The organism is Sphingobium sp. B11D3A, from assembly GCF_025961695.1.
Classification (GTDB): Bacteria; Pseudomonadota; Alphaproteobacteria; order Sphingomonadales; family Sphingomonadaceae; genus Sphingobium.
Window position 1 is genome coordinate 3,292,501 of sequence record NZ_JAOQOE010000001.1, and the last position, 21,522, is coordinate 3,314,022.

General features: G+C 64.5%; 21 protein-coding genes and 1 tRNA gene. 13 read left to right on the plus strand and 9 right to left on the minus strand.

The genetic code is table 11. The features are described from left to right. Positions 1 to 95: 95 nt before the first annotated feature. The 3 genes from glnA to map all read right to left on the minus strand — a co-directional run bounded on the left by glnA (position 96) and on the right by map (position 2,993). The gene (gene glnA, locus M2332_RS15310; RefSeq protein WP_181559031.1) at positions 96 to 1,508 is read right to left on the minus strand and encodes a type I glutamate--ammonia ligase; all 1,413 of its coding nucleotides are present in this window, start codon (positions 1,506 to 1,508) and stop codon (positions 96 to 98) included. A 62-nt stretch (positions 1,509 to 1,570) separates the two neighbouring features. Further along, the gene (locus M2332_RS15315) at positions 1,571 to 1,909 is read right to left on the minus strand and encodes a P-II family nitrogen regulator (RefSeq protein ID WP_181559032.1); all 339 of its coding nucleotides are present in this window, start codon (positions 1,907 to 1,909) and stop codon (positions 1,571 to 1,573) included. Between the two features lie 259 nt (positions 1,910 to 2,168). Further along, a complete protein-coding gene (gene map / locus M2332_RS15320; RefSeq protein ID WP_264574727.1) occupies positions 2,169 to 2,993 on the minus strand; it encodes a type I methionyl aminopeptidase in 825 nt (274 codons plus the stop codon). A gap of 63 nt (positions 2,994 to 3,056) precedes the next feature. Between map and M2332_RS15325 the strand changes: the two genes are divergently transcribed. Together M2332_RS15325 and M2332_RS15330 are read left to right on the plus strand one after the other, a co-directional pair. After that, on the plus strand, positions 3,057 to 3,569 hold the full coding sequence (locus tag M2332_RS15325) for a GFA family protein (RefSeq protein WP_264574728.1): 513 nt from the start codon (positions 3,057 to 3,059) through the stop codon (positions 3,567 to 3,569). Between the two features lie 65 nt (positions 3,570 to 3,634). Further along, entirely contained in the window at positions 3,635 to 4,390 is a 756-nt protein-coding gene (locus M2332_RS15330; protein WP_264574729.1) for a competence/damage-inducible protein A, read from the plus strand. A gap of 45 nt (positions 4,391 to 4,435) precedes the next feature. Here the strand turns inward: M2332_RS15330 and M2332_RS15335 are convergent, their stop codons facing one another. From M2332_RS15335 to M2332_RS15345, 3 genes are all read right to left on the minus strand, one after another. Continuing rightward, positions 4,436 to 5,254 (minus strand): hypothetical protein, encoded by an 819-nt coding sequence (locus tag M2332_RS15335; protein WP_264574730.1) that lies wholly within the window; start codon positions 5,252 to 5,254, stop codon positions 4,436 to 4,438. A gap of 180 nt (positions 5,255 to 5,434) precedes the next feature. Then, positions 5,435 to 5,508: transfer RNA gene (locus tag M2332_RS15340), tRNA-Gly, on the minus strand. A 191-nt stretch (positions 5,509 to 5,699) separates the two neighbouring features. Further along, a complete protein-coding gene (locus tag M2332_RS15345) occupies positions 5,700 to 6,038 on the minus strand; it encodes a hypothetical protein (protein ID WP_264574731.1) in 339 nt (112 codons plus the stop codon). A gap of 277 nt (positions 6,039 to 6,315) precedes the next feature. Between M2332_RS15345 and M2332_RS15350 the strand changes: the two genes are divergently transcribed. Together M2332_RS15350 and M2332_RS15355 are read left to right on the plus strand one after the other, a co-directional pair. Next, positions 6,316 to 6,951 carry a cytochrome c oxidase assembly protein gene (locus M2332_RS15350; protein WP_264574984.1) on the plus strand — a complete coding sequence of 212 codons (636 nt, stop codon included), beginning with the start codon at positions 6,316 to 6,318 and terminating at the stop codon, positions 6,949 to 6,951. Further along, a complete protein-coding gene (locus M2332_RS15355) occupies positions 6,936 to 7,445 on the plus strand; it encodes a CopD family protein (protein ID WP_264574732.1) in 510 nt (169 codons plus the stop codon). The genes M2332_RS15350 and M2332_RS15355 overlap by 16 nt, the downstream gene beginning before the upstream one ends. Here M2332_RS15355 and M2332_RS15360 read toward each other — a convergent pair. Next, positions 7,415 to 7,927 carry a DUF2231 domain-containing protein gene (locus M2332_RS15360; protein WP_220128507.1) on the minus strand — a complete coding sequence of 171 codons (513 nt, stop codon included), beginning with the start codon at positions 7,925 to 7,927 and terminating at the stop codon, positions 7,415 to 7,417. The two genes, M2332_RS15355 and M2332_RS15360, sit on opposite strands and share 31 nt — an antisense overlap. Positions 7,928 to 7,963: 36 nt before the next feature. Here M2332_RS15360 and coxB point away from each other — a divergent pair, with 36 nt between their 5' ends. The 9 genes from coxB (at position 7,964) to M2332_RS15405 (ending at position 18,882) form a co-directional block, all read left to right on the plus strand. Next, positions 7,964 to 8,620: a cytochrome c oxidase subunit II gene (gene coxB / locus M2332_RS15365; protein WP_264574733.1), complete on the plus strand. Its 657-nt coding sequence runs from the start codon at positions 7,964 to 7,966 to the stop codon at positions 8,618 to 8,620. Next, positions 8,617 to 11,070 carry a cytochrome c oxidase subunit I gene (gene ctaD / locus M2332_RS15370; RefSeq protein ID WP_264574734.1) on the plus strand — a complete coding sequence of 818 codons (2,454 nt, stop codon included), beginning with the start codon at positions 8,617 to 8,619 and terminating at the stop codon, positions 11,068 to 11,070. The genes coxB and ctaD overlap by 4 nt, the downstream gene beginning before the upstream one ends. Beyond that, positions 11,067 to 11,384: a hypothetical protein gene (locus tag M2332_RS15375; protein ID WP_264574735.1), complete on the plus strand. Its 318-nt coding sequence runs from the start codon at positions 11,067 to 11,069 to the stop codon at positions 11,382 to 11,384. The genes ctaD and M2332_RS15375 overlap by 4 nt, the downstream gene beginning before the upstream one ends. A 225-nt stretch (positions 11,385 to 11,609) precedes the next feature. Next, entirely contained in the window at positions 11,610 to 12,647 is a 1,038-nt protein-coding gene (locus tag M2332_RS15380; RefSeq protein ID WP_264574736.1) for a hypothetical protein, read from the plus strand. Further along, on the plus strand, positions 12,644 to 14,446 hold the full coding sequence (locus tag M2332_RS15385) for an SMP-30/gluconolactonase/LRE family protein (protein ID WP_264574737.1): 1,803 nt from the start codon (positions 12,644 to 12,646) through the stop codon (positions 14,444 to 14,446). Before M2332_RS15380 ends, M2332_RS15385 begins: the two co-directional genes overlap by 4 nt. Continuing rightward, a complete protein-coding gene (locus tag M2332_RS15390; RefSeq protein ID WP_264574738.1) occupies positions 14,443 to 15,153 on the plus strand; it encodes a nuclear transport factor 2 family protein in 711 nt (236 codons plus the stop codon). Before M2332_RS15385 ends, M2332_RS15390 begins: the two co-directional genes overlap by 4 nt. Further along, a complete protein-coding gene (locus M2332_RS15395) occupies positions 15,150 to 15,947 on the plus strand; it encodes a nuclear transport factor 2 family protein (RefSeq protein ID WP_264574739.1) in 798 nt (265 codons plus the stop codon). The genes M2332_RS15390 and M2332_RS15395 overlap by 4 nt, the downstream gene beginning before the upstream one ends. Then, positions 15,944 to 16,738, plus strand: a complete 795-nt coding sequence (locus M2332_RS15400; protein ID WP_264574740.1) for a nuclear transport factor 2 family protein — start codon at positions 15,944 to 15,946, stop codon at positions 16,736 to 16,738. Before M2332_RS15395 ends, M2332_RS15400 begins: the two co-directional genes overlap by 4 nt. Positions 16,739 to 16,743: 5 nt before the next feature. Next, the gene (locus M2332_RS15405; RefSeq protein ID WP_264574741.1) at positions 16,744 to 18,882 is read left to right on the plus strand and encodes a PQQ-dependent dehydrogenase, methanol/ethanol family; all 2,139 of its coding nucleotides are present in this window, start codon (positions 16,744 to 16,746) and stop codon (positions 18,880 to 18,882) included. An 83-nt stretch (positions 18,883 to 18,965) separates the two neighbouring features. Here M2332_RS15405 and M2332_RS15410 read toward each other — a convergent pair whose 3' ends face one another. Together M2332_RS15410 and M2332_RS15415 are read right to left on the minus strand one after the other, a co-directional pair. Then, entirely contained in the window at positions 18,966 to 19,277 is a 312-nt protein-coding gene (locus M2332_RS15410; RefSeq protein WP_264574742.1) for a hypothetical protein, read from the minus strand. A 132-nt stretch (positions 19,278 to 19,409) separates the two neighbouring features. Continuing rightward, the gene (locus tag M2332_RS15415) at positions 19,410 to 21,512 is read right to left on the minus strand and encodes a PQQ-dependent dehydrogenase, methanol/ethanol family (protein WP_264574743.1); all 2,103 of its coding nucleotides are present in this window, start codon (positions 21,510 to 21,512) and stop codon (positions 19,410 to 19,412) included. Positions 21,513 to 21,522: the final 10 nt, after the last annotated feature.

A 21,522-nucleotide genomic window follows, 5' to 3' on the forward strand; every position in this document is an offset into this window, starting at 1 on the left:
ATGCGTGAAGTCGGCGTGGGTCATCGGCATTCACCCACAACAAAAGGCCCGGGATCTTTCGATCCCGGGCCTTCCGTTTCGCTTAATCCTGAAGATCAGGAGCTGTAGTACATGTCGAACTCGACCGGGCTGGGCGCCATTTCCCAGCGGTACACTTCCGGCCACTTCAGTTCGATATAGGCGTCGATCTGGTCCTTGGAGAACACGTCGCCCTTGAGCAGGAAGTCATGGTCGGCTTCCAGGCTGTTCAGCGCTTCACGCAGCGAGGCGCAAACCGTGGGAACCTGGCTCAGCTCTTCGGGCGGCAGATCGTAAAGGTTCTTGTCCATCGCCTCGCCGGGGTGGATCTTGTTCTCGATGCCGTCGAGGCCGGCCATCAGCAGCGCGGCGTAGCACAGATAGGGGTTGGCCATCGCGTCCGGGAAGCGGAACTCGACGCGCTTCGCCTTTGCGCCCGAACCGTAAGGAATACGGCAGGAAGCCGAGCGGTTGCGGGCCGAATAGGCCAGCAGCACGGGCGCCTCGAAACCGGGGACCAGACGCTTGTAGCTGTTGGTCGTCGGGTTGGTGAAGGCGTTAAGGGCCTTGGCGTGCTTGATGACGCCGCCGATGAAGTAGAGGCACATGTCGGACAGGCCGGCATAGCCGTTACCAGCGAACAGCGGATTGCCCTTGTCCCAGATCGAGATGTGGGTGTGCATGCCCGAGCCGTTGTCCTGCGCGATCGGCTTGGGCATGAACGTGGCGCTCTTGCCATAGGCCTGGGCGACCATCATCACGACATACTTGTAGATCTGCATGCGGTCAGCGGTGGTGACCAGCGTGCCGAAGGTGAGGCCCAGCTCGTGCTGCGCAGCGGCCACCTCATGGTGGTGCTTGTCGCAGGGGAGGCCCATTTCGAGCATGGTCGTGACCATCTCGGCGCGGATGTCCGTGCAGGGATCGACCGGCGCGACGGGGAAGTAGCCGCCCTTGGCGCGCGGACGGTGACCGAGGTTGCCGGCTTCATATTCGCGGCCGGTATTGGTCGGCAGCTCGATGTCGTCGATCTTGTAGAAGGACTCGTTGTAGTCCGTGTTGAAGCGGACGTCGTCGAACATGAAGAACTCGGCTTCTGGCCCCACATACACGGTGTCGCCGAAACCGGCGGCCTTCACATAGGCCTCGGCGCGCACGGCGGTCGAGCGCGGATCGCGACCGTAGAGTTCGCCGCTCGAGGGCTCGACGATGTTGCAGAACAGGATCATCATCGGCGTCGCGCTGAACGGATCGACATAGACCGCGTCCAGATCGGGCTTCAGGATCATGTCGGACTCGTTGATCGCCTTCCAGCCCTCGATGGAGCTGCCGTCGAACATGAGGCCTTCCTCAAGCTCGTCCTCGCCCAGCACACCGGCGCACATGGTCAGGTGCTGCCACTTGCCCTTGGGATCGGTAAAGCGCAGATCGACCCATTCGATCTCCTTTTCCTCGATCATCTTGAGGATATCTTTGGGCGTATTGGCCATGAGGATGTTACCTTCTCTTTGGTCTGAGTTGTTGCGAGTCTTCGGTCAGCGAACGGAAACGGTCAGATGGCAGCTTCGTCGAGCTCGCCGGTGCGGATGCGCACGGCCTTTTCGACGGGGATGACGAAGATCTTGCCGTCACCGATGCGGCCCGTCTGTGCGGCGCTGGAGATGGCATCGACCACGCGATCGACGATCTCGTCCGCCACCACCACTTCGAGCTTCACCTTCGGCAGGAAGTCCACGACATATTCGGCGCCGCGATAAAGCTCGGTGTGACCCTTCTGTCGCCCGAAGCCCTTCGCCTCCGTGACGGTGATTCCGGATACGCCGACTTCGTGCAGCGCTTCCTTCACATCATCCAGCTTGAACGGCTTGATGATTGCTTCCACCTTCTTCATGTCAAACGCACCCCTTTGTTTCGCGGTTTGATTGCGGACCGCGACATGCTGCCCGGACGATTTCGACCCAGGCGACATGCGCGACCGCGCAGGAAATCGGACGCTACAGCGCCCGTTCGCGAATCACCAGCGAAGCATTGGACACTTTGCGGTGACTTGTCGATATTGCCCGGATTTCGGGCATTTTGGACAGCAGTTGCCCAAATAATAGGCACCGATCTGCGCCTGTCGAAACACGAGCTCCGGATAGCGGCCAGCGTCAATAAGGCGGGCGGTGCAAACCCTTGGGGCTGAGCGTGAAAATCTCGCAGCCATCCTCGGTAATGCCGATCGAATGCTCGAACTGCGCCGAGAGCGATCGGTCGCGCGTGACCGCCGTCCAGCCATCCTCGAGTATCTTCACGGTCGGCTTGCCGGCATTGATCATCGGCTCGATGGTGAAGATCATGCCCGGCCGCAATTCGGGGCCGGTGCCGGGCCGTCCGACATGGATCACCTCGGGCGCGTCATGGAACACCCGGCCGAGGCCGTGGCCGCAGAAATCCCTCACCACGCCGTAGCGATGCCGTTCGGCATAGCTCTGGATTGCATGACCGATGTCGCCGAGATGATTGCCCGGCTTGGCCTGCTCGATGCCCAGCATCAGGCAGTCATAAGTCACGTCGACCAGGCGCCGCGCCTTCACCGGCACATCGCCGACCAGGTACATGCGGCTGGTGTCGCCGTGCCAGCCCTCGACCAGCGGGGTGACGTCGATGTTGACGATGTCGCCGTCCTTGAGCGGCTTGTCGCCCGGCATCCCGTGGCAGATCACATTGTTGAGGCTGATGCAGCAGCTATAGGCATAGCCGTGATAGCCCAGTGTCGCGGGGACGGCGCCGGCATCCAGCATCATCTGGCGGATGAAATCATCGATGTCGGAGGTCTTCGCGCCCGGCACGACCAGTGGTACGATCGCATCGAGAATCTCGGCGGCCAGCCGGCCCGCCTTGCGCATTCCGGCAAAGCCCTCCGGGCCATGCAGCTTGATGGCGGAGGTGCGGACGTTCTGGGTTTCGGCGGTCGGCGTGAGATAGGTCGTCATCCGCTCCATATAGGGGGAGGCGTGCGGAAAGGCGATAGGCTTGCCAGGGGAAGGGGGGACGCAATGCAGGACGCTGCCGAAATAGCCGGAGGGGACCTCAGCGGAGGCTGCGCGTGCGGCGCGGCGCGCTATCGCGTTTCGCGCGCGCCGATCTTCGTGAACAACTGCCACTGCCGGCGCTGCCAGGTGCAGACGGGGTCGACGTCGGTCGTCAACATGTTCGTGGAGGCCGAAAGCGTGGACCTCTTGAGCGGAACGCTCAGCGAGCATGTCGTAAAGGCGGGCAGTGGCGGCGACCATATCATCTGCCGTTGCAGTGCATGCGGCACGGCGCTCTGGAGCTATTATCCCCGACTGGGCAGGCTCGGCGCGGGGGTGCGGGTCGGTACGCTGGACGACCCCGCGCGGGTGAAGCTGGACGCAGTGATCTTCACCGCCAGCAAAATGCCATGGACGGCGCTGCCCGAGGATATCCCGTGCTTTGAGGCTACCTACAATCCGGCGGAACTCCTCCCGCCCGACCGTTTCTCGCGCCTTGAGGCGCTCATCGTCCAGCGCGCGGCTGGCGGCGGATGACAGCGCAGGGCAGAAATTTTCCGGTCTCGCTTGGCGCGATGCGGCGCCGGGTCTAAAGCCGGGCGATGAGCGAACGCATCTGGACTGCCGCCCTTCTCGTGATCGGCGACGAGATTCTTTCTGGTCGCACGCAGGACCGCAATGTGGCGCAGATCGGCACCTGGCTGAACGTGCAGGGCATCCGCCTGCGGGAAGTGCGCGTGGTGGGCGATGATGCGGCGGCGATTGGCGAGGCGGTGAATATTCTGCGCGCCCGCAACGATTATCTCTTCACAACCGGCGGCATCGGCCCGACGCATGACGATATCACGGTCGATTCCATCGCGGCTGCCTTGGGCGTGCCCGTGGTCGTCCATCCCGAAGCGCGTGCAATCCTGGAAGCCTATTACGCCTCGCGGGGCGGCATCAACGAGGCGCGGTTGCGCATGGCGCGCGTGCCGGAGGGCGCCGCGCTGATCCCGAATCATTATTCCGGCGCCCCGGGCATTCAGGTCGGCAACATCTTCATCATGGCCGGTGTGCCGCACATCACGGCAGGCATGCTCGCGGAACTGACGGGCAAGCTCGAGGGCGGCGCGCCGCTGCTCTCGCGCACCATTGGCTGCAATGTGGCCGAAAGCGAGATTGCCGATCAGCTCGCCCAGATCGAGCGGCAGCACGAGGGGTGCCAGATCGGCAGCTATCCCTTCTTCCGCGAAGGCAAGGTCGGGGCCAATTTCGTAGTCCGCGCCACCGATCAGGCGCGGCTCGATGCCTGCGTGGACGATCTCAACGCGGCGCTGGTCGCGGCGGGTTTTCAGCCGGTCGACGGCGGTATCTGACGCACAGAGGGCGGCCCGCGCCTGGCGGTGATGCGGGGGCGTGCTCTATCCCGCATACTCCGTCGCGCGAACGAACATCCGCACGAGGCGCCGGCGAAGCGCCTGCCGCTGGTCGAAATTGTCGACGGTAGCGGCGCGCGCGAGATCCCCGCATCGCCCCGAGAACTGCACTGCCCCGGCATCCTCGGCGCAGCGCGCGAGCCAACCGGCCGATGTGGCGACGGCGCGGTCATGGATCGTCAGCGCGCGGGTGCAGAGTGCTGGCATGTCGTCGGTGCAGCCCATCGCGAAGGCCAGATAAGCGATATAGTCCGGCGCCCACACATCGTCAGAGACGCCCAACGCATCAGCGTCTGGAATGTCATCCGCGAGGATTTCGCAGCCATTTCCGTCGATGAACGGGCTGTCATTGTGGAGGAAGCAGGCGCGGGACAGGATGTTGAAGGCCCTGTCCAACTGTGGTTGGCCGGCGAGGCCCCTGCGGTAGATGATCCCCAGATATTTGCAGGCATAGGGGCCGATCCCGATGTCGGATGAATCGCAGACGCGCGCCATTTTCTCCTTCGCGGCGCCATAGTCCCGCAGCGTGCTGTTCAGAAAATAGATCTTCCCGGCCTCATAGCAGCCGCCCACTTGAAAACCCGCGTCGCAGGATGCTTCATAGGCGGCGAGGGCGGCGCGTGCATCGCCCCGCCGTTCCGCCGCGACGCCAGCCTGCCAGCAACTGTCGACGTTCGAGTCTTTCACGCAGGCAGCGGAAGACGGCTCGCCCCCGGAGGAGGCCTGCGCCGGCTGGGCAGTCGCTGCGCTCGAGAGAAACATCGCGCCGATCATCATGACGAGGGCTGCCAGCGCTGATCGCATTCTTTGTCTCCCGAGCCGACGAATGGGCCGCATCAGTCAGGAAGCGGCCATCACGCGCTGAATCTGCCGACCTCCGCTGCGTGGATCAAGCGCAGTGGAGCGGCCACCCTCAAATGCACCGTGCGAGCGGGAAAATTCAACCGGTTCGGCGGCTTAATGCTGGTAGGAATTTCTGGAAATTGGAGCGGGTGAGGGGAATCGAACCCCCGTCGTCAGCTTGGGAAGCTGCTGCTCTACCATTGAGCTACACCCGCTAATCAGGCGTTTCGCGCTGATCAGGCCGTCCCTGTTGCATCGTTTTGGCAACCGCGGCGGCGGCGACGCCTATGGCATAGGCTCATCACAGCGTCAATTTGCGAACGACGCGGGTCGGCGCCTGACACTGCGGCTCGTGAAACGCATGAGCAGCCAAGTTGCAGTCGCGAAAGGTCGGGCTTGAACGGTATCAACTTCGCTGAGAATCGACCGGCTGCTTGCCGGCTGCTCTGTTAGCAATACCGAAACATCCGAAGTCGACCTCAGCCAAGTTGCTTTCCCGTTTGATCAAGACGAGCGCTCTGTGCACCGCGACCATCTTGCGACGTCCCTCGACGAGATTTGATAGAGCGGCAGACATATCATCCAACAGCTTTTGAAAGCGCGCCGGCTCAATCACCGTGGTACGTTTGGTTTCGAGGATACTTGTCGTCAGCCGCGCCAGATCGAGCAGGGCCAGGTCAGTACTGTTGAAGGCGGTTTCGATGTCGGCCGCAATGGTGCGACCGCCGGCCTCAGAAATGTCCATAAATCCTCCGAGATGCAGATGCACGGGGTGACGACGCCAGTGTTAGCCTGCGGACCTTTCTCGCAAGTGTGCTGCCAGTTCCAGCGGGCGGGAACCCTCATGGATTGGCGGCGTTGGTTCAATTGGTCTGGCATGTGGCGGCGGGGATGCTGCTCATCTCCTCCTGGGACCTTTTCGGGGAAGTATAATCGTCACGAATATCCCTTATTGTGGCGCACCACCGGATCCGAGCCGGCTTCTACTCAGCTGGAACTTCGACCCCTGGTTGTTGGCCGCCATGCTGGGCGGGACGATCCTGCTGCTCGCGACCGTCGGGCGACAGCGGCCCGGTCTCGTCGCCGCCGGTTGCGGCATTCTGCTGGTCGCGTTTGTATCGCCGCTCTGTGCCCTCGCTAGCGCATTGTTCTCCGCGAGAACCGTGCACCACATTCTGCTGGTCGCCTGCGCGGCGCCGGTCTTCGCGCTTCTTTTGCCACGCGGGCGCTCCGGCAGCGCGGCGCTGCCCCTCGCCGCATCCACGGGCACGCTCTGGCTTTGGCACATTCCCGCTTTCTACACGGCGGCGCTCAATGATCATGCCCTGTACTGGCTGATGCAGATTTCCCTGCTCGGCACCGCCATCTGGTTCTGGCACGCGATACTCTCGGCGCGCGCGGCATGGCCGGCGGCGATGGTCACGCTTGCCGCTGGCGTGGGGCAGATGGGCCTGCTGGGCGCGCTGATCACCTTCGCGCCGCGCGTGCTTTATCCCCATCACCGCATTGCGCCCCTCACTTATGGGATCGATCCCTTGCACGATCAGCAGCTTGCCGGGTTGATCATGTGGGTGCCGGCGATGCTGCCTTATGCCGTGATCGCCGGATTGATCGCGCGGCGCGCTTGGAGCGACGGCTGGCGGTGGACGCCCGCGTGACAGCGTGGATTCCGCTCATCAAGGGATTGCACATCGCCGCGATCCTGTTGTGGGCTGCCGGCCTGATCGCCTTGCCGCTGCTGTTGGCGCAGCATGAGCGCGGGCAGGGTCAGCAGGCGTATCAGCGCATCCGCCGCTTCACCCATTATGGCTATACTCATTTGCTGACCCCGGCTGCGGTGATCGCGGTTGCGGCCGGCACGGCGCTGCTGTTTCTGCGCGAAGTGTTCGTGCCCTGGATGTTCGGCAAGCTGCTGTTCGTGGGGCTGCTGGTCGGGCTGCACGCTTGGATCGGCAATCTCGTCGTGCGGATGGGCGAGCATGGCAATCAGCGTCAGCCCTCACCGATCCTGCCGCTCGTGCTGCTCGCCCTCCTTCTGTGCGCGGCGATCTTTGCGATCGTGCTGAGCAAGCCCTCCATCGACTTGACCATGCCGGACTGGCTGACGACGCCGCGCGGCCGTCAATTGCCGGTCGACGAGGTGCCGATTTGATAGTCAAACACCAGCTTGCCGCCATGCCACCCGGCAAAGGCCACGAAAATGGCCGACAGCACGGAGAGCAGCAGGCCATAAGGGAGCACGGCGGATTCATAGCCGGACAGCCGATAGCCCCAATTGGCGCCGAGGACGGACAGCAAGGTGATCGCGACGATGAAGTGCGTCCAGCTTGCCGCACGAGCGCGAATACCCGGCACGCTAAGCAGCTCGACCGTTCCGGAAAGGCCGGCGAGCAGGCCCATCAGAAAGGCCATGCCGGTGCTCCACAGCGCCGCGCGCGCCCAGAAGCCGTCTCCGGTCCACCAGTAGAAGAGATCGGCGCCGAGCGCGCAGGCCGCAAGGCCGATCGGGAACGAGACGAGCATGGCGTGAACGGGGTGGCCGGACACGGCGATTTTCGATTCCGCGTCATCGAACGAGGGGTTCGCGCTGATCGGGTCGGTCAGCGCATCCTCGCGCTGTTCGGTGCTGGGCATGGCCGTCCTTTACGCTGTCTGCGCTCTCGGATCATAATGCCCGGCGCGGCGTTTTTCTCCAGCGGCTGTGCCGGCCGCTACTCGACGCTAGAGCCCGCAGGGCCGGCGGCGGATGCTATCGCGTCCTTGTGGTGGGTCATGCTGGCCGGGGCGGTGGCGATCCTTGTGCTGGTCTGCGCGCTGCTCGCGCTCGCCTTTCGACGCGGCTCACTGGAGCGCCCGACCTCGGCCAAGCGGTGGATCATCGGCGGCGGGCTCATCTTCCCGTCCGTCGTTCTCGTCGCGCTGCTAGCTTATGGTCTGGTCATTGGCGAGCGGCTGCTGCCGCGCAACGATGCGCAGACCCTGCGCGTCGTTGCCGAAGCGAGCCGGTGGCAGTGGACCTTCACGCAGCCCGGCCGCACCGGCGGTGTCGTCACGCAGGATGTGCTCAACATTCCCGCCGGCCAGCCGGTCGATGTCGAACTGCGGACGCTCGACGTCATTCACGCTTTCTGGGTGCCGCGCCTCGCGGGCAAGATGGATGCCATTCCCGGCCATCGCAATGTCCTGCGCATCGAGGCCAGCGTGCCGGGCGTCTATCATGGCCTGTGCGCCGAGTTTTGCGGCCCGGGGCACACGGGTCACGCCTTCCGCGTCGTCGCGCATGATCCAGCGGGTTGGGCGCGCTTTGTTGCGGGGGAGGGGCAGTGAAGGCGCTCCAGCTTCACCGTGCCCTAGAGCGCATCTGGGGAACGCCGCGCGGCTGGCGGGGCACCATCTCGACGGTCAATCATAGCGTGATCGGCGTGCGGTTGATGGTAACCGCCTTCATCTTCTTCCTGATCGGCGGCCTGCTGGCGATGCTGATCCGCGCCCAGCTGGCGACGCCGGGCAGCGCCTTTGTCGGGCCGGATATCTACAACCAGCTGTTCACGATGCATGGCAGCATCATGATGTTCCTGTTCGCGATCCCGATGTTCGAAGGGTTCGCGATGTACATGCTCCCCAAGATGCTGGGCGCGCGTGATCTCGCCTTCCCGCGTATCACGGCCTATGGCTGGTGGTGCTATCTGTTCGGCGGCACGATGCTGATCGTGGCGATGCTGCTGGGCATCGCGCCCGATGCCGGCTGGTTCATGTACACGCCGCTCTCCTCCAAACCCTATTCGCCGGGGATCAATTCCGATTTCTGGCTGCTCGGCATCACCTTTGTGGAGATTTCCGCAATGGTGACGGCGGTCGACATCGTCGTCTCGATCCTCAAATTGCGGGCGCCGGGCATGTCGTTGGATCGGATGCCGCTATTCGCCTGGTACATGCTGGTGACCGCGCTGATGATGCTGATCGGCTTCCCGCCGCTCATCCTCGGCTCCATCCTGCTCGAACTGGAACGCGCGTTTGGCTGGCCGTTCTTCGATGCGGCGCGGGGCGGGGACTCCCTGCTGTGGCAGCACCTCTTCTGGCTGTTCGGCCACCCGGAGGTCTACATCATCTTCCTGCCCGCCGCCGGCGCGATCTCGACGATCCTGCCGGTCATGGCGCGGACCCGCATCCTTGGATATGGCTGGATCGTGGCGGCGATCCTCGCGCTCGGCTTCCTGAGTTTCGGGCTGTGGGTGCATCACATGTTCACCGTCGGCATCCCGCATATGGCGCTGGCCTTTTTCTCGGCCGCCTCGACGCTGGTGGCGGTGCCGACCGGGGTGCAGATCTTTGCCTGGTTGGGCACGCTATGGGCCGGCCGGCCGCAGATGAAGCTACCGATGCTCTACCTGATCGGCTTCTTTGTCACCTTCGTGATGGGCGGGCTGACCGGCGTGATGGTCGCCATGGTGCCGTTCAACTGGCAGGCGCATGACAGCGCCTTCGTCACCGCGCATCTCCATTATGTGCTGATCGGCGGCTTCGTCTTCCCGATGCTGGCGGCGGCCTATTACTGGCTCGGGCATTTTACGGGGCGGCAGTATAGGTACACGCTCGGCAAGGCAGCCTTCTGGCTGATCTTCACCGGCTTTCACCTGACCTTTTTCCTGATGCATCTGGTCGGCCTGCTCGGCCAGCCCCGCCGCATCGACAGCTATCCCGAGGGGCTCGGCTGGACGGGCTATAATCTGCTCTCGTCGGTCGGCGGCTTTGTGATGGCGACCGGCGTGGCCCTGTTCGTCATCGATATCGCGCTGCAGATTTTCCACGCGCCGCGCACCCGCCGCAATCCGTGGAATGCGGGCACGCTGGAATGGGCGATGATGCTGCCGCCGCCATCCTACAACATCGCGAGCCTGCCCCATGTCGATGACCGCGAGCCGCTCGAAAAGGCGCCCGACCTTGCGCTTTCGCTGGCGCGCGGGGAGGGCTATCTCGCCGAGCCGCGCCATGGCTGGCGCGAGACGCTGGCCGTCGACACGGCAAGCGGGCGGGTGGAGCACATCGTCGTCCTGCCGGGCAACACGACGCTGCCTTTGTGGACGGCGATGGTTACCGGCAGCTTCTTCCTGCTGATGCTGTTCAAGCTCTACATCTTGACGCCGGTGCCGCTCATCCTGCTGGCGGCGCTTGGCTGGCGCTGGGCGTGGCTCCTTGGCGACAAGCAGGTTCGCGGCGCGCTGCCCATCGGACATGGGGTCGAGGCGCCGCCCCATGCCGAGAGAGGCGGATCGCCCGGCTGGTGGGGCAGCGTGTTCCTGCTGTTCGCCAACGGTACTTTCTTCGGCGCGCTCCTGTTCGGCCATGCCTTTCTCTGGATCATCGCCCCGAACTGGCCCCCGCCGGCGCTCGTCCTGCCTTCCCTCCCGATTTTGCTGGCGGGGCTCGCGGGGGCGGGGGTGACCACGCTGTTCGGCCGCCGCTTGCGCCATGTTGCCATTGCCGGGAGTGGGCTGGCGACGTTGCTGGCTGCGTTGATCGTGACGGCCTGGCTGCTGGCCCCCGCGCCCACGCTGCATGCTTATGGGGCGGTGGTGGCCGCGCTGCTCGGCTACGCCATGTTGCATGCGGCACTCGCTCTGTTGATCGGCCTGTTCGTCTGGCAACGGCGTCGGGCAGGATTTGTGGCCGCTACCCATGGTGCCGAGCCCAGGATCGCGCGGCTCTGGGCGGATTATGCCATTGCCGTCTGCGCCATCACGCTCATGTGCACCCATCTTCCCGGACTGCTGGCATGACTGCGCTGTTCAGAGCGATGGCAGGGCTGATCGCCTGGGCGGCGGCATTCGCGCTGCTATATGCCGTGCAGGGCCTCGCCTGCGCCTGGGGCTGGGACGATGCCGGCCTCGCCAGCGTGAGCGCCGCGCGGGTGGTGCTGGTCGTCATCTACCTGGTTTCGGTTGGTGCGGCGGCATGGCTATGCTGGGTCTTTCGGCCCCGCTCCGGTCGTATGGACCTGCTGGCCTGGCTGGCCTTTGCCAGCGCCGCCACCGGTCTGGTCAGCATCTTGTATACCGGCATACCGGTCCTCACCGCGACCATCTGCACGTGAGGGCTCGCCCTGACGGGAGAAGGCGTCGCCCGACGCCCTCTCGACGCCGGCCCCTCAGGGCGACCTTGATCGAGCCGGACATTCGCCGGGCTGATCTGGAAATCCGTGACTTTTCCGACCTTCAGCGCGTGACAAGCGCGCGAAACGCCCCTTATGGTGGCCCCGCTCCGTAACAAGCGATCAGTGCAGGCATCGCTGGGCGGAAGGCGACAGGAGGGGAAATTTGTGAGCAACAGGGTTCACCGCTGGCACACGCGGCTGATGGTCGCGGCAGGCGCCGCGCTTCTGGCAACGACGGCGACACCAGCCATGGCGCAGGCCTTTGGCGAGCGCAGTGCGGTCAATATTCCGACGTGCAACCGCGACTGTCTGATCGGCTATGCGCGCGATTACATGGCGGCGCTGGCGAAGAAGGACCCTTCGTCCCTCAAGCTCGCGGCAGACGTGCAGTTTACCGAGAACAATGTCGTCATCCCGATCGGCAAGGGTCTGTGGCGCTCGATCAGCAAGGTCGCGCCGACGGGCCTCGAAGCCGCCGATCCGCTCACCGGGCAGGTCGCCTGGTTCGGCGTGGTGTGGGAGCATGGCGAGCCCGCATATTATGCGATGCGGATGCGCGTGCAAGACGACAAGATCGACCAGATCGAGACGGTCGTGCATCGCCGCACGGGTCTGCCGGCGCCCTTTGGCGATCCGGACAAGGTCGCGCATCACCCTGCCTTCAACGAGGTTCTGCCGCCCGATCAGCGCGTCTCGCGGGCGCGGCTGATTGCGGTGGCGCAGAGCTATTTCAACACCGTCGAGCGAAATGACGGAACGGTGTTCGCGCCGTTCACGGGCGATTGCGGGCGGCTGGAGAATGGCATCAGCACGACCGCGCCGGGCAAGGGCGTTTCCGCCGAGCCGGGCGCGAATGGCAATGCGGCTTCGCTGGCCTCGGGCTGCCTCGAACAGTTCAAGCTCGGCATCTACTACATCAACAAGCGCATCCGCGAGAGGCGCTTCCCTCTCGTCGACGAGGAGCGCGGCGTCGTCATTGCCTCCGGCTTCTTCGATCATGACAATGAGGTGGACCGCTACAAGCTGACCGACGGGCGCGAGATGAAGACCGCGCTCAAATGGCCGAACTCGATCACGCTCTTGGAAGCCTTCCGCGTGAGAGACGGCGCGATTCAGGAGATCGAGGCCGTGTTCACCTATGTGCCCTATTTCATGCACAATCCCTGGGCGACCGGCCGCGAGCATGGGGAGCAGGGCGAATGAGGCGCGCGTTTCTCACCGCAGCCGCGCTCTGCGCGCTCGTCACCGCGCCGGCCATGGCGCAGACCACGGCACAATCTTCTGCGCCTTGCGACTCCGCCTGCCTCAGCCAGCTCGCGGGCAGCTTTATGAGCGCGATAGCCAAGGCCGATCCGGTCGGCGTGGCATGGGCCGACCCGGTGCTCTACGCCGAGAACAGCGTGCCGGTGCGCATCGGCGAAAACTCCTGGGTCACCATCAAGGCGGTCGATGATGCGCCGCTGGTGGTGACGGACAGCCAGACGGGCCGCGTGGTCTGGTTCGGTTCTGTCGAGGATCATGGCCAGCCCGGCTTCTACGCCATGGACATGGCGACGGAGGGCGGCAGGATTGCCGCCGTGCAATCCGTCATCCGGCGCAAGCAGGGGCGCCAGCCCTTCGGTGATCCGGTTACCTACGCGCCGGCCAAGAGCCTGACGAGCAGCCTCAGCCCGAAGGCACGTCTGCCGCGCGGTCAGATGAAGGCTTTGGTCGATGCTTATTTCTCCTCGGTCGCCGCGAATGGGGAAGGACCGGCGGTCAGCTTCGACAAGGGCTGCACGACCATCGAGAATGGCGTGCCGGTGACCGGTTTGCTGGCCGCCAAAAGTGCAAAGGATGCCGGCTGTGCGGCGCCTTTGACGCGCGGCCTGTTCGGTGAGGTCGAGGCTCTGCGCCATGAGGTCGTGGCCATCGATGAGGCACGCGGGCTGGTCGCTGCGATCGGCTATCGCGACCTCTCCGGGGCGCAGATGCAGTTCACCGGGCGGGACGGCCAGAGCTACCCGGCCGAGGCGCATTATGCGCGCACCGTCGGTTTCGTGAGCATCTTCAAGATCGCCAATGGCCGCATCGCGCGGATCGAGACGATCTCCAACGAAGTGCCCTATCTCATGCCCGCGCCGTTCGCCAAGCCGCTGCCGAAGGACATCATCGTCGCGGACAAGGGCGTGTTCCCCGAGAATGCCGACGTCGATTCCAAGGGCAATTTCTACATCAGCAGCTTCAAGGGCAACATCTACCGCGCCGTGCCGGGCAGTACGCAGGCCGTCGCCTGGATCCGTCCGGACGAGAAGAACAAGCTGGCGGCGGTGCTGGGCGTGCTCGTCGACGAGCGGACCAACACACTTTGGGCCTGCTCGGTGCCGATGGGGCAGGCAGGGGCGGTGTCCGCGCTCGTCGCCTTCGACCTCGCATCGGGCGATCTCAAGAAGCGCTATGAGATGCCGGCGCCGGCCAGCGCCTGCAACGACATCGCGCTCGCCAAAGACGGCACGGCCTATATCGCCGAGACCACCAATGGGCGCATCTTCACGCTTGCACCGGGTGCAGAGGCGGTGTCGCTGCTGGTCGAGGACAAGGCCCTGCTCGGCGGTGTCGATGGCATCGCCTTCAGCGAGGATGGCACGCTCTACGTCAACAATGTCCGGCAGAACACGATGCTGCGGGTCAATCGGCGAGGGGATGGCAGCTTTGCCGGCCTGACGAAGCTCAATGTCTCGCAGCCGCTCAACGGCCCGGATGGCCTGCGGCCCATCGGGGGCAATCGCTTCCTGCAGGCCGAAGGGCCGGCAGGGCGGATCAGCCTGCTCACCATCGAAGGGGATGACGTGACCGTGAAACTGCTCAAGGATGGCATGGACGGCGTGCCCGGCGTCACCCACTTCCGTGGCTTTGCCTATGCGGTAGAGAGCAAGGGCCGCTTCCTCTTCGATCCCGCCCTCAAGGGGCAGGACCCAGGCGCCTTCGCCTTGCGGGCCGTGCCGATGGGAGAACTGCGATGAGCCGCGCGGCATGGCTGGCGCTGGGGTTGGGCGCGCTGCTCGTCGCGGCCGGGCCGGTACAGGCCCAGAGCGCTATCGATCGCGAGATAGACACGCTCACCACGCGCGTCGAGAAACTGGAGGGCGCCCGCGCCGTGATGAAGCTGCAGCGCGCCTTCGGCTATTATCTCGACCGGGGCCTGTGGCAGGACGCCGCCGACCTGTTCGCGGACAAGGGCAGCATCGAGATCGGCGCCGATGGTGTCTATATCGGCAAGGACCGCATCCGCGATTATCTGAAGGCCCTGCATGGCGGGCAGGATGGGCTGATCTATGGCCAGCTCAATGAGTGGGTGACGCTCCAGCCGGTCGTGGATGTCGCGCCCGATGGCCGCAGCGCCAAGGCGCGCTGGCGCGACCTCGGGATGCTCGGCCAGCACAAGCAGCACGCCGAGTGGCGCGACGGCATTTACGAGAACGACTATGTGAAGGAGGACGGCGTGTGGAAGATCGCGCGGTTGCACCTCTACATCAATTTCGTGGCGCCTTATGAAAAGGGCTGGGCACGCCTCAAGCCCGGTGAGGGGCTGACACGCAGCGCGGCCAGCAAGGCCATGCCGCCGGATCGCCCGTCGACCAGCACGCGCGCCTTCCCGGATCGCACGCTCCCGCCATTCCACGCGCCCAATCCCGTGACTGGCCAGCCCGTGTCGGAGACCGTGCAATGAGCGCTCGCACCAGCATCATGGCCGCATTGATTGGCGGCCTTGTCATCACGGCGCCTGCGCCCGCCGCCGCCCAGAGTGACGCGGCGCTGCGGGGCAAGGTCGCCGCCTATCAGAAGCGGGTGCAAGCGCTGGAGGACCAGCTTGCCATCGAGAACCTCACCGCCACCTTCGGCTATTATTTCGACAAGGGCCTGTGGAACGAGGCGGCAGACCTGTTCGCCGCGCGCGGCCAGTTCGAATATGGGCAGCGCGGGGTCTATATCGGCCCGGCCCGCATCCGTCAGGCGATGCTGCTCTTCGGTCCGCAGGGGCTGAGCGCGGGCAGCCTCAACAATCATATGATGTTGCAGCCCATCGTCGTCGTCGCGCCCGATGGCCGCACGGCGACCGGGCGCTGGCAGGGCATGGTCATGCTCGGGCGCACCGGCGAGAACGGCAAATGGGGCGTCGGTCTCTATGAAAACCGCTATGTGAAGGAAGGCGGCGTCTGGAAGTTCGACAAACTACACTTCTACGTCACGGCCATGACCGATTACGACCTCGGTTTCGCCAAATATGCGATCCAGATGGAGGGGCCGAGCGCGCTCTTCCCGCCGGATCAGCCGCCCACGGAGGTCTATCGTTCCTTCCCGAACGCTTACCTCCCGGCCTTCAGCTACAGTCACCCGGTCACCGGCGCGCCGCTCAAGAACCTGCCGATGGACGGGGACGATATCGTCGGCCGGCCCGAACGGGGCATGGAGACCGGCAAGCGGGAAGAAAGCAGCGCAGCCAAGGGGATGAGGCAGCCATGATGAACCGGACACGCATCGTCGCGGCCTTCCTTGCCGCCTCCGCTTTGTTCTCCACCACGCCAGTCGCCGCCCAGACAGCGGCGGAGCGGCTGGCCGGGCTCGACGAGCGAATTACCCGGCTGGAGGATATGAACGCCATCGAGAAGCTGCAGCGCAGCTACGGCTACTTCGTTGACAAAAGCCAATGGCATCCGCTGTCCGAATTGTTCACCGAGGATGCCACGCTGGAGATCGGCGGCAAGGGCATCTTCCTCGGCAAGGCGCGGGTGCTCGAATATATGCAGAAGGCCTTCGGGCCGGACGGCACCAAGAAGGGTGCACTCGCCAACCACATGCAGTTCCAGCCGATCCCGGACATTTCCGCAGACGGCAAGACCGGCTGGGTGCGGGCGCGCGCCTTCGTGATGAGCAATGGCGGCTGGGGCCTGCCGCTCTACGAGAATGAATATCGTAAGGAGAATGGCGTCTGGAAGATCAGCCGCCTGACCGGTCCCTTCACCATGTACACAAGCTGGGAAGGCTGGGGCAAATGGGCGATGAACAACACCTGGCCGGACAAGTTCGATCCGCCGCCGGATCTGCCGCCCTCGGTCGTCTACCTGACCTATCCTGCTTATTACATCGTGCCATTCCATTATCCCAATCCGGTCTCCGGCAAGGTGTTCACACCGGATCGGGATGAAGTCGGCGCCTATCACCGCCCGCCGGGCACGAAGGAGCAGATGGACTCGCTCAAGGTCGGTCGCTGGGTCGATGGATCGCAGCCGATTGGCCAGCCGCCGAAGGACTGAACGCGATGATGGCGATGTGGAGACGGCCCGCCGGTGCGGTGGGGATAGCCGTGCTGGTTCTAGGCGCGCTGATGGTTGCGTTCATGGCGCAGTTGCAGGCGAGCGGCCGGGCCGAGGTCGACAGCGCGCGGATGGCGGCGCAGGCGACCGACGGCACGGAGTGGCTGCATGACGGGCGTACTTACAGCGCCCAGCGCTACAGCCCGCTCGACCAGATCAACGCGCAGAATGTCAGCCAGCTCGGCATCGCCTGGTATGACGATCTCGATACCTTCCGGGGTGTCGAGGCCACGCCGCTTTATGCTGATGGCGTGCTTTACAACACGCTGCCGTGGAACATCACGATTGCCTATGATGCCCGCACCGGCAAGCGCCTGTGGACTTATGATCCGCAGGTGCAGCGCGAGTTCGGCCGCTATGCCTGCTGCGAGCCGGTGGCGCGGGGCCTGGCGCTGTGGAAGGGCAAGGTCATCATCGCGACGCTGGACGGGCGGGTGATTGCGCTCAATGCGGCGGACGGCAAGCCGGTCTGGTCGGTGCAGAGCACGCCCAAGGACATGCCCTATACCATCACCGGCGCGCCGCGCGTGTTCGACGGCAAGGTGGTGGTCGGCAATAGCGGCGGCGACATGGGCATCCGCGGCTTCGTCGCGGCTTACGATGCCGACACCGGCAAGGAAGCCTGGAAATTCTACCTGACCCCCGGCGATCCCGCCAAGGGGCCGGATGGCGCAGCGTCCGACAATGTCATGGAGATGATCCGCAAGACGTGGTCCGGCGACTATTGGAAGCTGGGCGGCGGTGCCAATGCGTGGGACAGCATCGGCTATGATCCTGCGCTCAAGCTGGTCTATATCGGCACGGGCAACGGGTCGCCGCTCTCCTGGCATTATCGCAGCAACGGCAAGGGCGACAATCTGTTCATCTGCTCCATCGTCGCGGTGAATGTCGAGACCGGCAAATATGCCTGGCACTACCAGATGGTGCCCGAGGAGGACTGGGACTACACCTGCACGCAATCCATCGTCACTGCGGACCTGAAGATCGGCGGACGGGACCGCAAGGTGCTGATGCAGGCGCCCAAGAACGGCTATTTCTACGTGCTGGACCGCGCGACGGGCGAGTTTATCTCCGCCGGTCAGATTGCGCCGGCGAACTGGACGCTCGGCATCGATCCCAAGACCGGCCGCCCGAAGATGAACCCGGATGCGCATTATGGCCAGGATCCGTTTCTGGTGAAGCCGGGGCCGGGCGGCGCGCATAACTGGTTCCCCATGGCCTATAGTCCGCGCACCAAGCTGGCTTATTTCCCGCTCTACGAATCCGGCATGGTGCTGGCGCTCGATCCCGATTTCCAGCCCAAGCCGTTCCGCTCCAATGCAGGCTGGGGTGGATATACCGGCGAGGCGGCGAAGAAGCGTGGCGAGTTGATGAAAGGGGCCGTGGCCATGGACAAGGCCTATCTCCTGGCCTGGGATCCGGTGAAGCAGAAGGCTGCCTGGAAGATTCCGTTGCCGCGCCACGGCAATGGCGGCGTGATGGTCACGGGCAGCGACCTCGTTTTCGAGGGCACGACGCGCCAGACCTTCGCGGCCTTCGATGCCCGCAACGGCAAGCTGCTCTGGGAAATGCCGGTGCAGAGCGCGCCGGTGGCCGGGCCGATCACCTACACGCTGGATGGCGTGCAATATGTCGCCGTCAACGCTGGTTGGGGCGGGGGCGCCGCCATGGTCGAGCGCGGGCAGGGCATCGAGATGCCACGTGCGCCGGCCCGGCTGATCGTGTTCAAGCTGGGCGGCACGGCGCAGTTGCCGGCACTCCAGCCGGCCGCGAAAGCGCCGGAGCCGCCACCGCTCCGCGCCAGCGAGGCGCAGGTCGCACGCGGGGCGCAGCTCTTCGCCGAGACCTGCGCGGTGTGTCACGGCCAGCAGGCGATCGGCGGCGTCAAGGATCTGCGGATGATGACGCGCGAGACGCACGCCAAGTTCAACGACATCGTGCTCAAGGGCCTTTATGCCGACAAGGGCATGGCGAGCTTTGCGGACCTCATCTCGGCCGAGGATGCCGAGGCGATCCATGGCTATCTGATCGCGCGGGCCAATGAGGATTGGGGCGGCGTGTCGGACGGGAAGGGGCCGCACTAAGCGCCCTGAACGCCCTCAGCCGTAAACAGCAACGCCGGGGTTTTACCCCGGCGTTTGCGTGTGTGCCGCTATCGGAGAAGAGCTCAGCTCTCCTCTTGGGCCCCATCATCCTGCGAGCCGATGATGGTCGCGGTCACTAAGATGCCGGCGACGGTCAGCACCGGATTGCGGACCGCAAAGCGGAGGCCGTAGTTGATGAGGCGCGGCGTCACCGCTGCGACCACCATCTTGGCGAGCGTGCGGTTATCCTCATGCTTGATCGATTTGACGATCGGTTGCGCCAGACGCACGCTGGTCTTGCCAAGGGCGCGGCCGGTCTTGACCGCCTTGTCGGCAATGACCTGCGTCGTGCTTTTCTCATGCTCCACTACCACGGGCAGCTGACGCGGGTTCACGGCCTTGGTCCTCGCGCGGCGCGGGGTTGCCGATTTCGGCTTATCGGTTTTCGCTTGTCTCGTCATGATCTCGTCCCACGCCTGTTGTCTCTCATGGTCTAACGTCGGCGCGGGGTGCCCGTTCCCGTGCCCTTACCAGTCTTCCTGAGCACGGGTGATGAGATAGCCGTGGATGTCTTCGGCCTGCGCCTTGGTCAGCACCCCGCTGAAATTGGGCATGCCCTTGTGGAGCAGGGTTCCGTTCAGCACAATGTCGAGAAAGCCGTCATGCGCGTCCTTGCTCATCCGCCGCAGATCCTTGATGCCGCCGACGGCATTGTCGCCATGGCAGCGGTTGCAGGTCTCGCCATAGAGAGCCGCACCACGCGCGGCGACCTCGGCAGGGATGCGCTGGCGGGGCAGATAGGCGGTCTCTTCCTGCGTCTTCATCGGCGGCAGTGTCACGCCCTTGACGTCCAGCTTGAACACCAGCAGCTTGGCGGTGGCGAAGCGGAAGGGGCCATCCTTGGCGAGATTATAGACCGGCGAGCCGCCCCAGCCGACATTGAGCGCGATATATTGCTCGCCGTCGATCATATAGGTCATCGCGCCCGCGACGCCGGCCTGATCGACGTTCATTTCCCAGAGCTTTCGGCCGTTGTCCGCCCGGTAGATGGCGACGGTCTTGTTGATGGTCGGCTGCACGAGGATGTTACCCGCCGTGGTCAGCACGCCGCCTGAGCCGGGATGCGGATAGGGCACGCGCCAGGCCTCGCTCTGCGTCGCCGGGTTCCAGGCGAGCAGATAGCCTTTCTCGCTCGCCATGATCTCGTTCATCAGCTGCTTGCGTAGCTCCGGCTGGTTGGCATGATCGAAGCCGGTGTTGTTGCGCCCGCGCACATATTGGTACGCACCGTCCGGCTGGTTGGCGTAGATCGACCCCTGCTCCTGCGCCGAGAGATAGACCAGCCCGGTCTTGGGGCTGTAGCTCATCGGGTGCCAGGTGTGCGCGGCCATCCAGCTCGGGCTCATGATGTGCGGCGTGGTCGTGTTATGCGCGGTGGGCAGCACCACCGGGCGCCCCGTCTTCATGTCGACATGGCTGGCCCATGTGTTGACCGACACATAGCTCTTGGCGGAGATCAGCGCGCCGGTCGCGCGGTCCAGCACGTAGAAGAAGCCGTTCTTCGGCGCCTGCATGGCCACCTTGCGCAGCTTGCCGTCGATCTTGAGGTCGGCGAGCACGATGGGCTGGGTGCAGGTATAATCCCAGTCCTCCTCGGGCACCATCTGGTAGTGCCATTTATAGGCGCCCGTGGTCGCATCCACCGCCACCATGGAGCAGAGGAACAGATTGTCGCCCTTGCTGTCGCTGCGGTGATGCCAGCTTTGCGGGCTGCCATTGCCGGTGCCGATGTAGACGAGGTTCAGTTCGGGATCGTAGGCGAAGCTGTCCCACGCATTGCCGCCGCCGCCGGTCTCCCAGAATTTGCCGTGCCAGGTCGGCGCGGCGATCTTCATCGCGCTGTCGGAGGCTTCGCCGTCCGGGCCGTTGGCGGGGTTGCCGGGGACGATGTAGAATTTCCACAGCCGCTTGCCGGTCTCGGCATCATAGGCGGCCACGAAGCCGCGCGAGCCATAGTCCGCGCCGCCATTGCCGATGATCACCTTGCCGTCATAGACGCGCGGCGCGCCGGTGATCGAATATTGCTCCTTGCGATCGAAGGTCTGCGCGGACCAGAGCTCGGCCCCGGTCTTGCGATCGATGGCGATCAGCCGCCCATCCAGCGCGCCGATGATGATCTTGTTGCCCCAGGCGGCAAGGCCGCGCGAGGAGGGGCCGCAGCAGGCGAGGCCGGCCCATTCCTTGCCGACCTTGGGGTCGTACACCCACAATTTCTCGCCGGTCTTGGCATTATAGGCCGTGACGACGTTGAAGATATTTTCGTTGAAGAGCACGCCATCGATCACCAGAGGCGTCGCCTGCACCCCGCGATAGGTGTCGAGATCGTCGAACCAGGCGAGGCCGAGGCGATGGGCATTGCTGTCCTTGATCTGGTCGAGCGGGCTGTAGCGCTGTTCGTCCCAAGTGCGGCTGTAGGATGCCCATTGGCCGGGCTGATCATCTGCCTTTACCATCTGCCCGTGGCCGATGCCGGCTTCCGTCGCCACCGAAGTGGTGGAGGTCGTCATCTGGCAAGCGCTGGCGCCCAGCAGCGCCGTTGCGGCCAGAATAGCAAGCCCGTGCGTCTTCATATCCTCTCCC

Bases quoted from the DNA above. Each gene is read 5' to 3' on its own strand.
- M2332_RS15385 (WP_264574737.1), top strand. From the start codon at position 12,644: ATGAGGCGCGCGTTTCTCACCGCAGCCGCGCTCTGCGCGCTCGTCACC.
- M2332_RS15360 (WP_220128507.1), bottom strand. From the start codon at position 7,927: ATGCCCAGCACCGAACAGCGCGAGGATGCGCTGACCGACCCGATCAGC.
- M2332_RS15400 (WP_264574740.1), top strand. From the start codon at position 15,944: ATGATGAACCGGACACGCATCGTCGCGGCCTTCCTTGCCGCCTCCGCT.
- M2332_RS15390 (WP_264574738.1), top strand. From the start codon at position 14,443: ATGAGCCGCGCGGCATGGCTGGCGCTGGGGTTGGGCGCGCTGCTCGTC.
- M2332_RS15395 (WP_264574739.1), top strand. From the start codon at position 15,150: ATGAGCGCTCGCACCAGCATCATGGCCGCATTGATTGGCGGCCTTGTC.
- M2332_RS15335 (WP_264574730.1), bottom strand. From the start codon at position 5,254: ATGCGATCAGCGCTGGCAGCCCTCGTCATGATGATCGGCGCGATGTTT.
- M2332_RS15405 (WP_264574741.1), top strand. From the start codon at position 16,744: ATGATGGCGATGTGGAGACGGCCCGCCGGTGCGGTGGGGATAGCCGTG.
- M2332_RS15330 (WP_264574729.1), top strand. From the start codon at position 3,635: ATGAGCGAACGCATCTGGACTGCCGCCCTTCTCGTGATCGGCGACGAG.
- map (WP_264574727.1), bottom strand. From the start codon at position 2,993: ATGACGACCTATCTCACGCCGACCGCCGAAACCCAGAACGTCCGCACC.
- M2332_RS15415 (WP_264574743.1), bottom strand. From the start codon at position 21,512: ATGAAGACGCACGGGCTTGCTATTCTGGCCGCAACGGCGCTGCTGGGC.
- coxB (WP_264574733.1), top strand. From the start codon at position 7,964: ATGCCCGGCGCGGCGTTTTTCTCCAGCGGCTGTGCCGGCCGCTACTCG.
- M2332_RS15325 (WP_264574728.1), top strand. From the start codon at position 3,057: ATGCAGGACGCTGCCGAAATAGCCGGAGGGGACCTCAGCGGAGGCTGC.
- M2332_RS15350 (WP_264574984.1), top strand. From the start codon at position 6,316: ATGCTGGGCGGGACGATCCTGCTGCTCGCGACCGTCGGGCGACAGCGG.
- M2332_RS15315 (WP_181559032.1), bottom strand. From the start codon at position 1,909: ATGAAGAAGGTGGAAGCAATCATCAAGCCGTTCAAGCTGGATGATGTG.
- M2332_RS15375 (WP_264574735.1), top strand. From the start codon at position 11,067: ATGACTGCGCTGTTCAGAGCGATGGCAGGGCTGATCGCCTGGGCGGCG.
- glnA (WP_181559031.1), bottom strand. From the start codon at position 1,508: ATGGCCAATACGCCCAAAGATATCCTCAAGATGATCGAGGAAAAGGAG.
- M2332_RS15345 (WP_264574731.1), bottom strand. From the start codon at position 6,038: ATGGACATTTCTGAGGCCGGCGGTCGCACCATTGCGGCCGACATCGAA.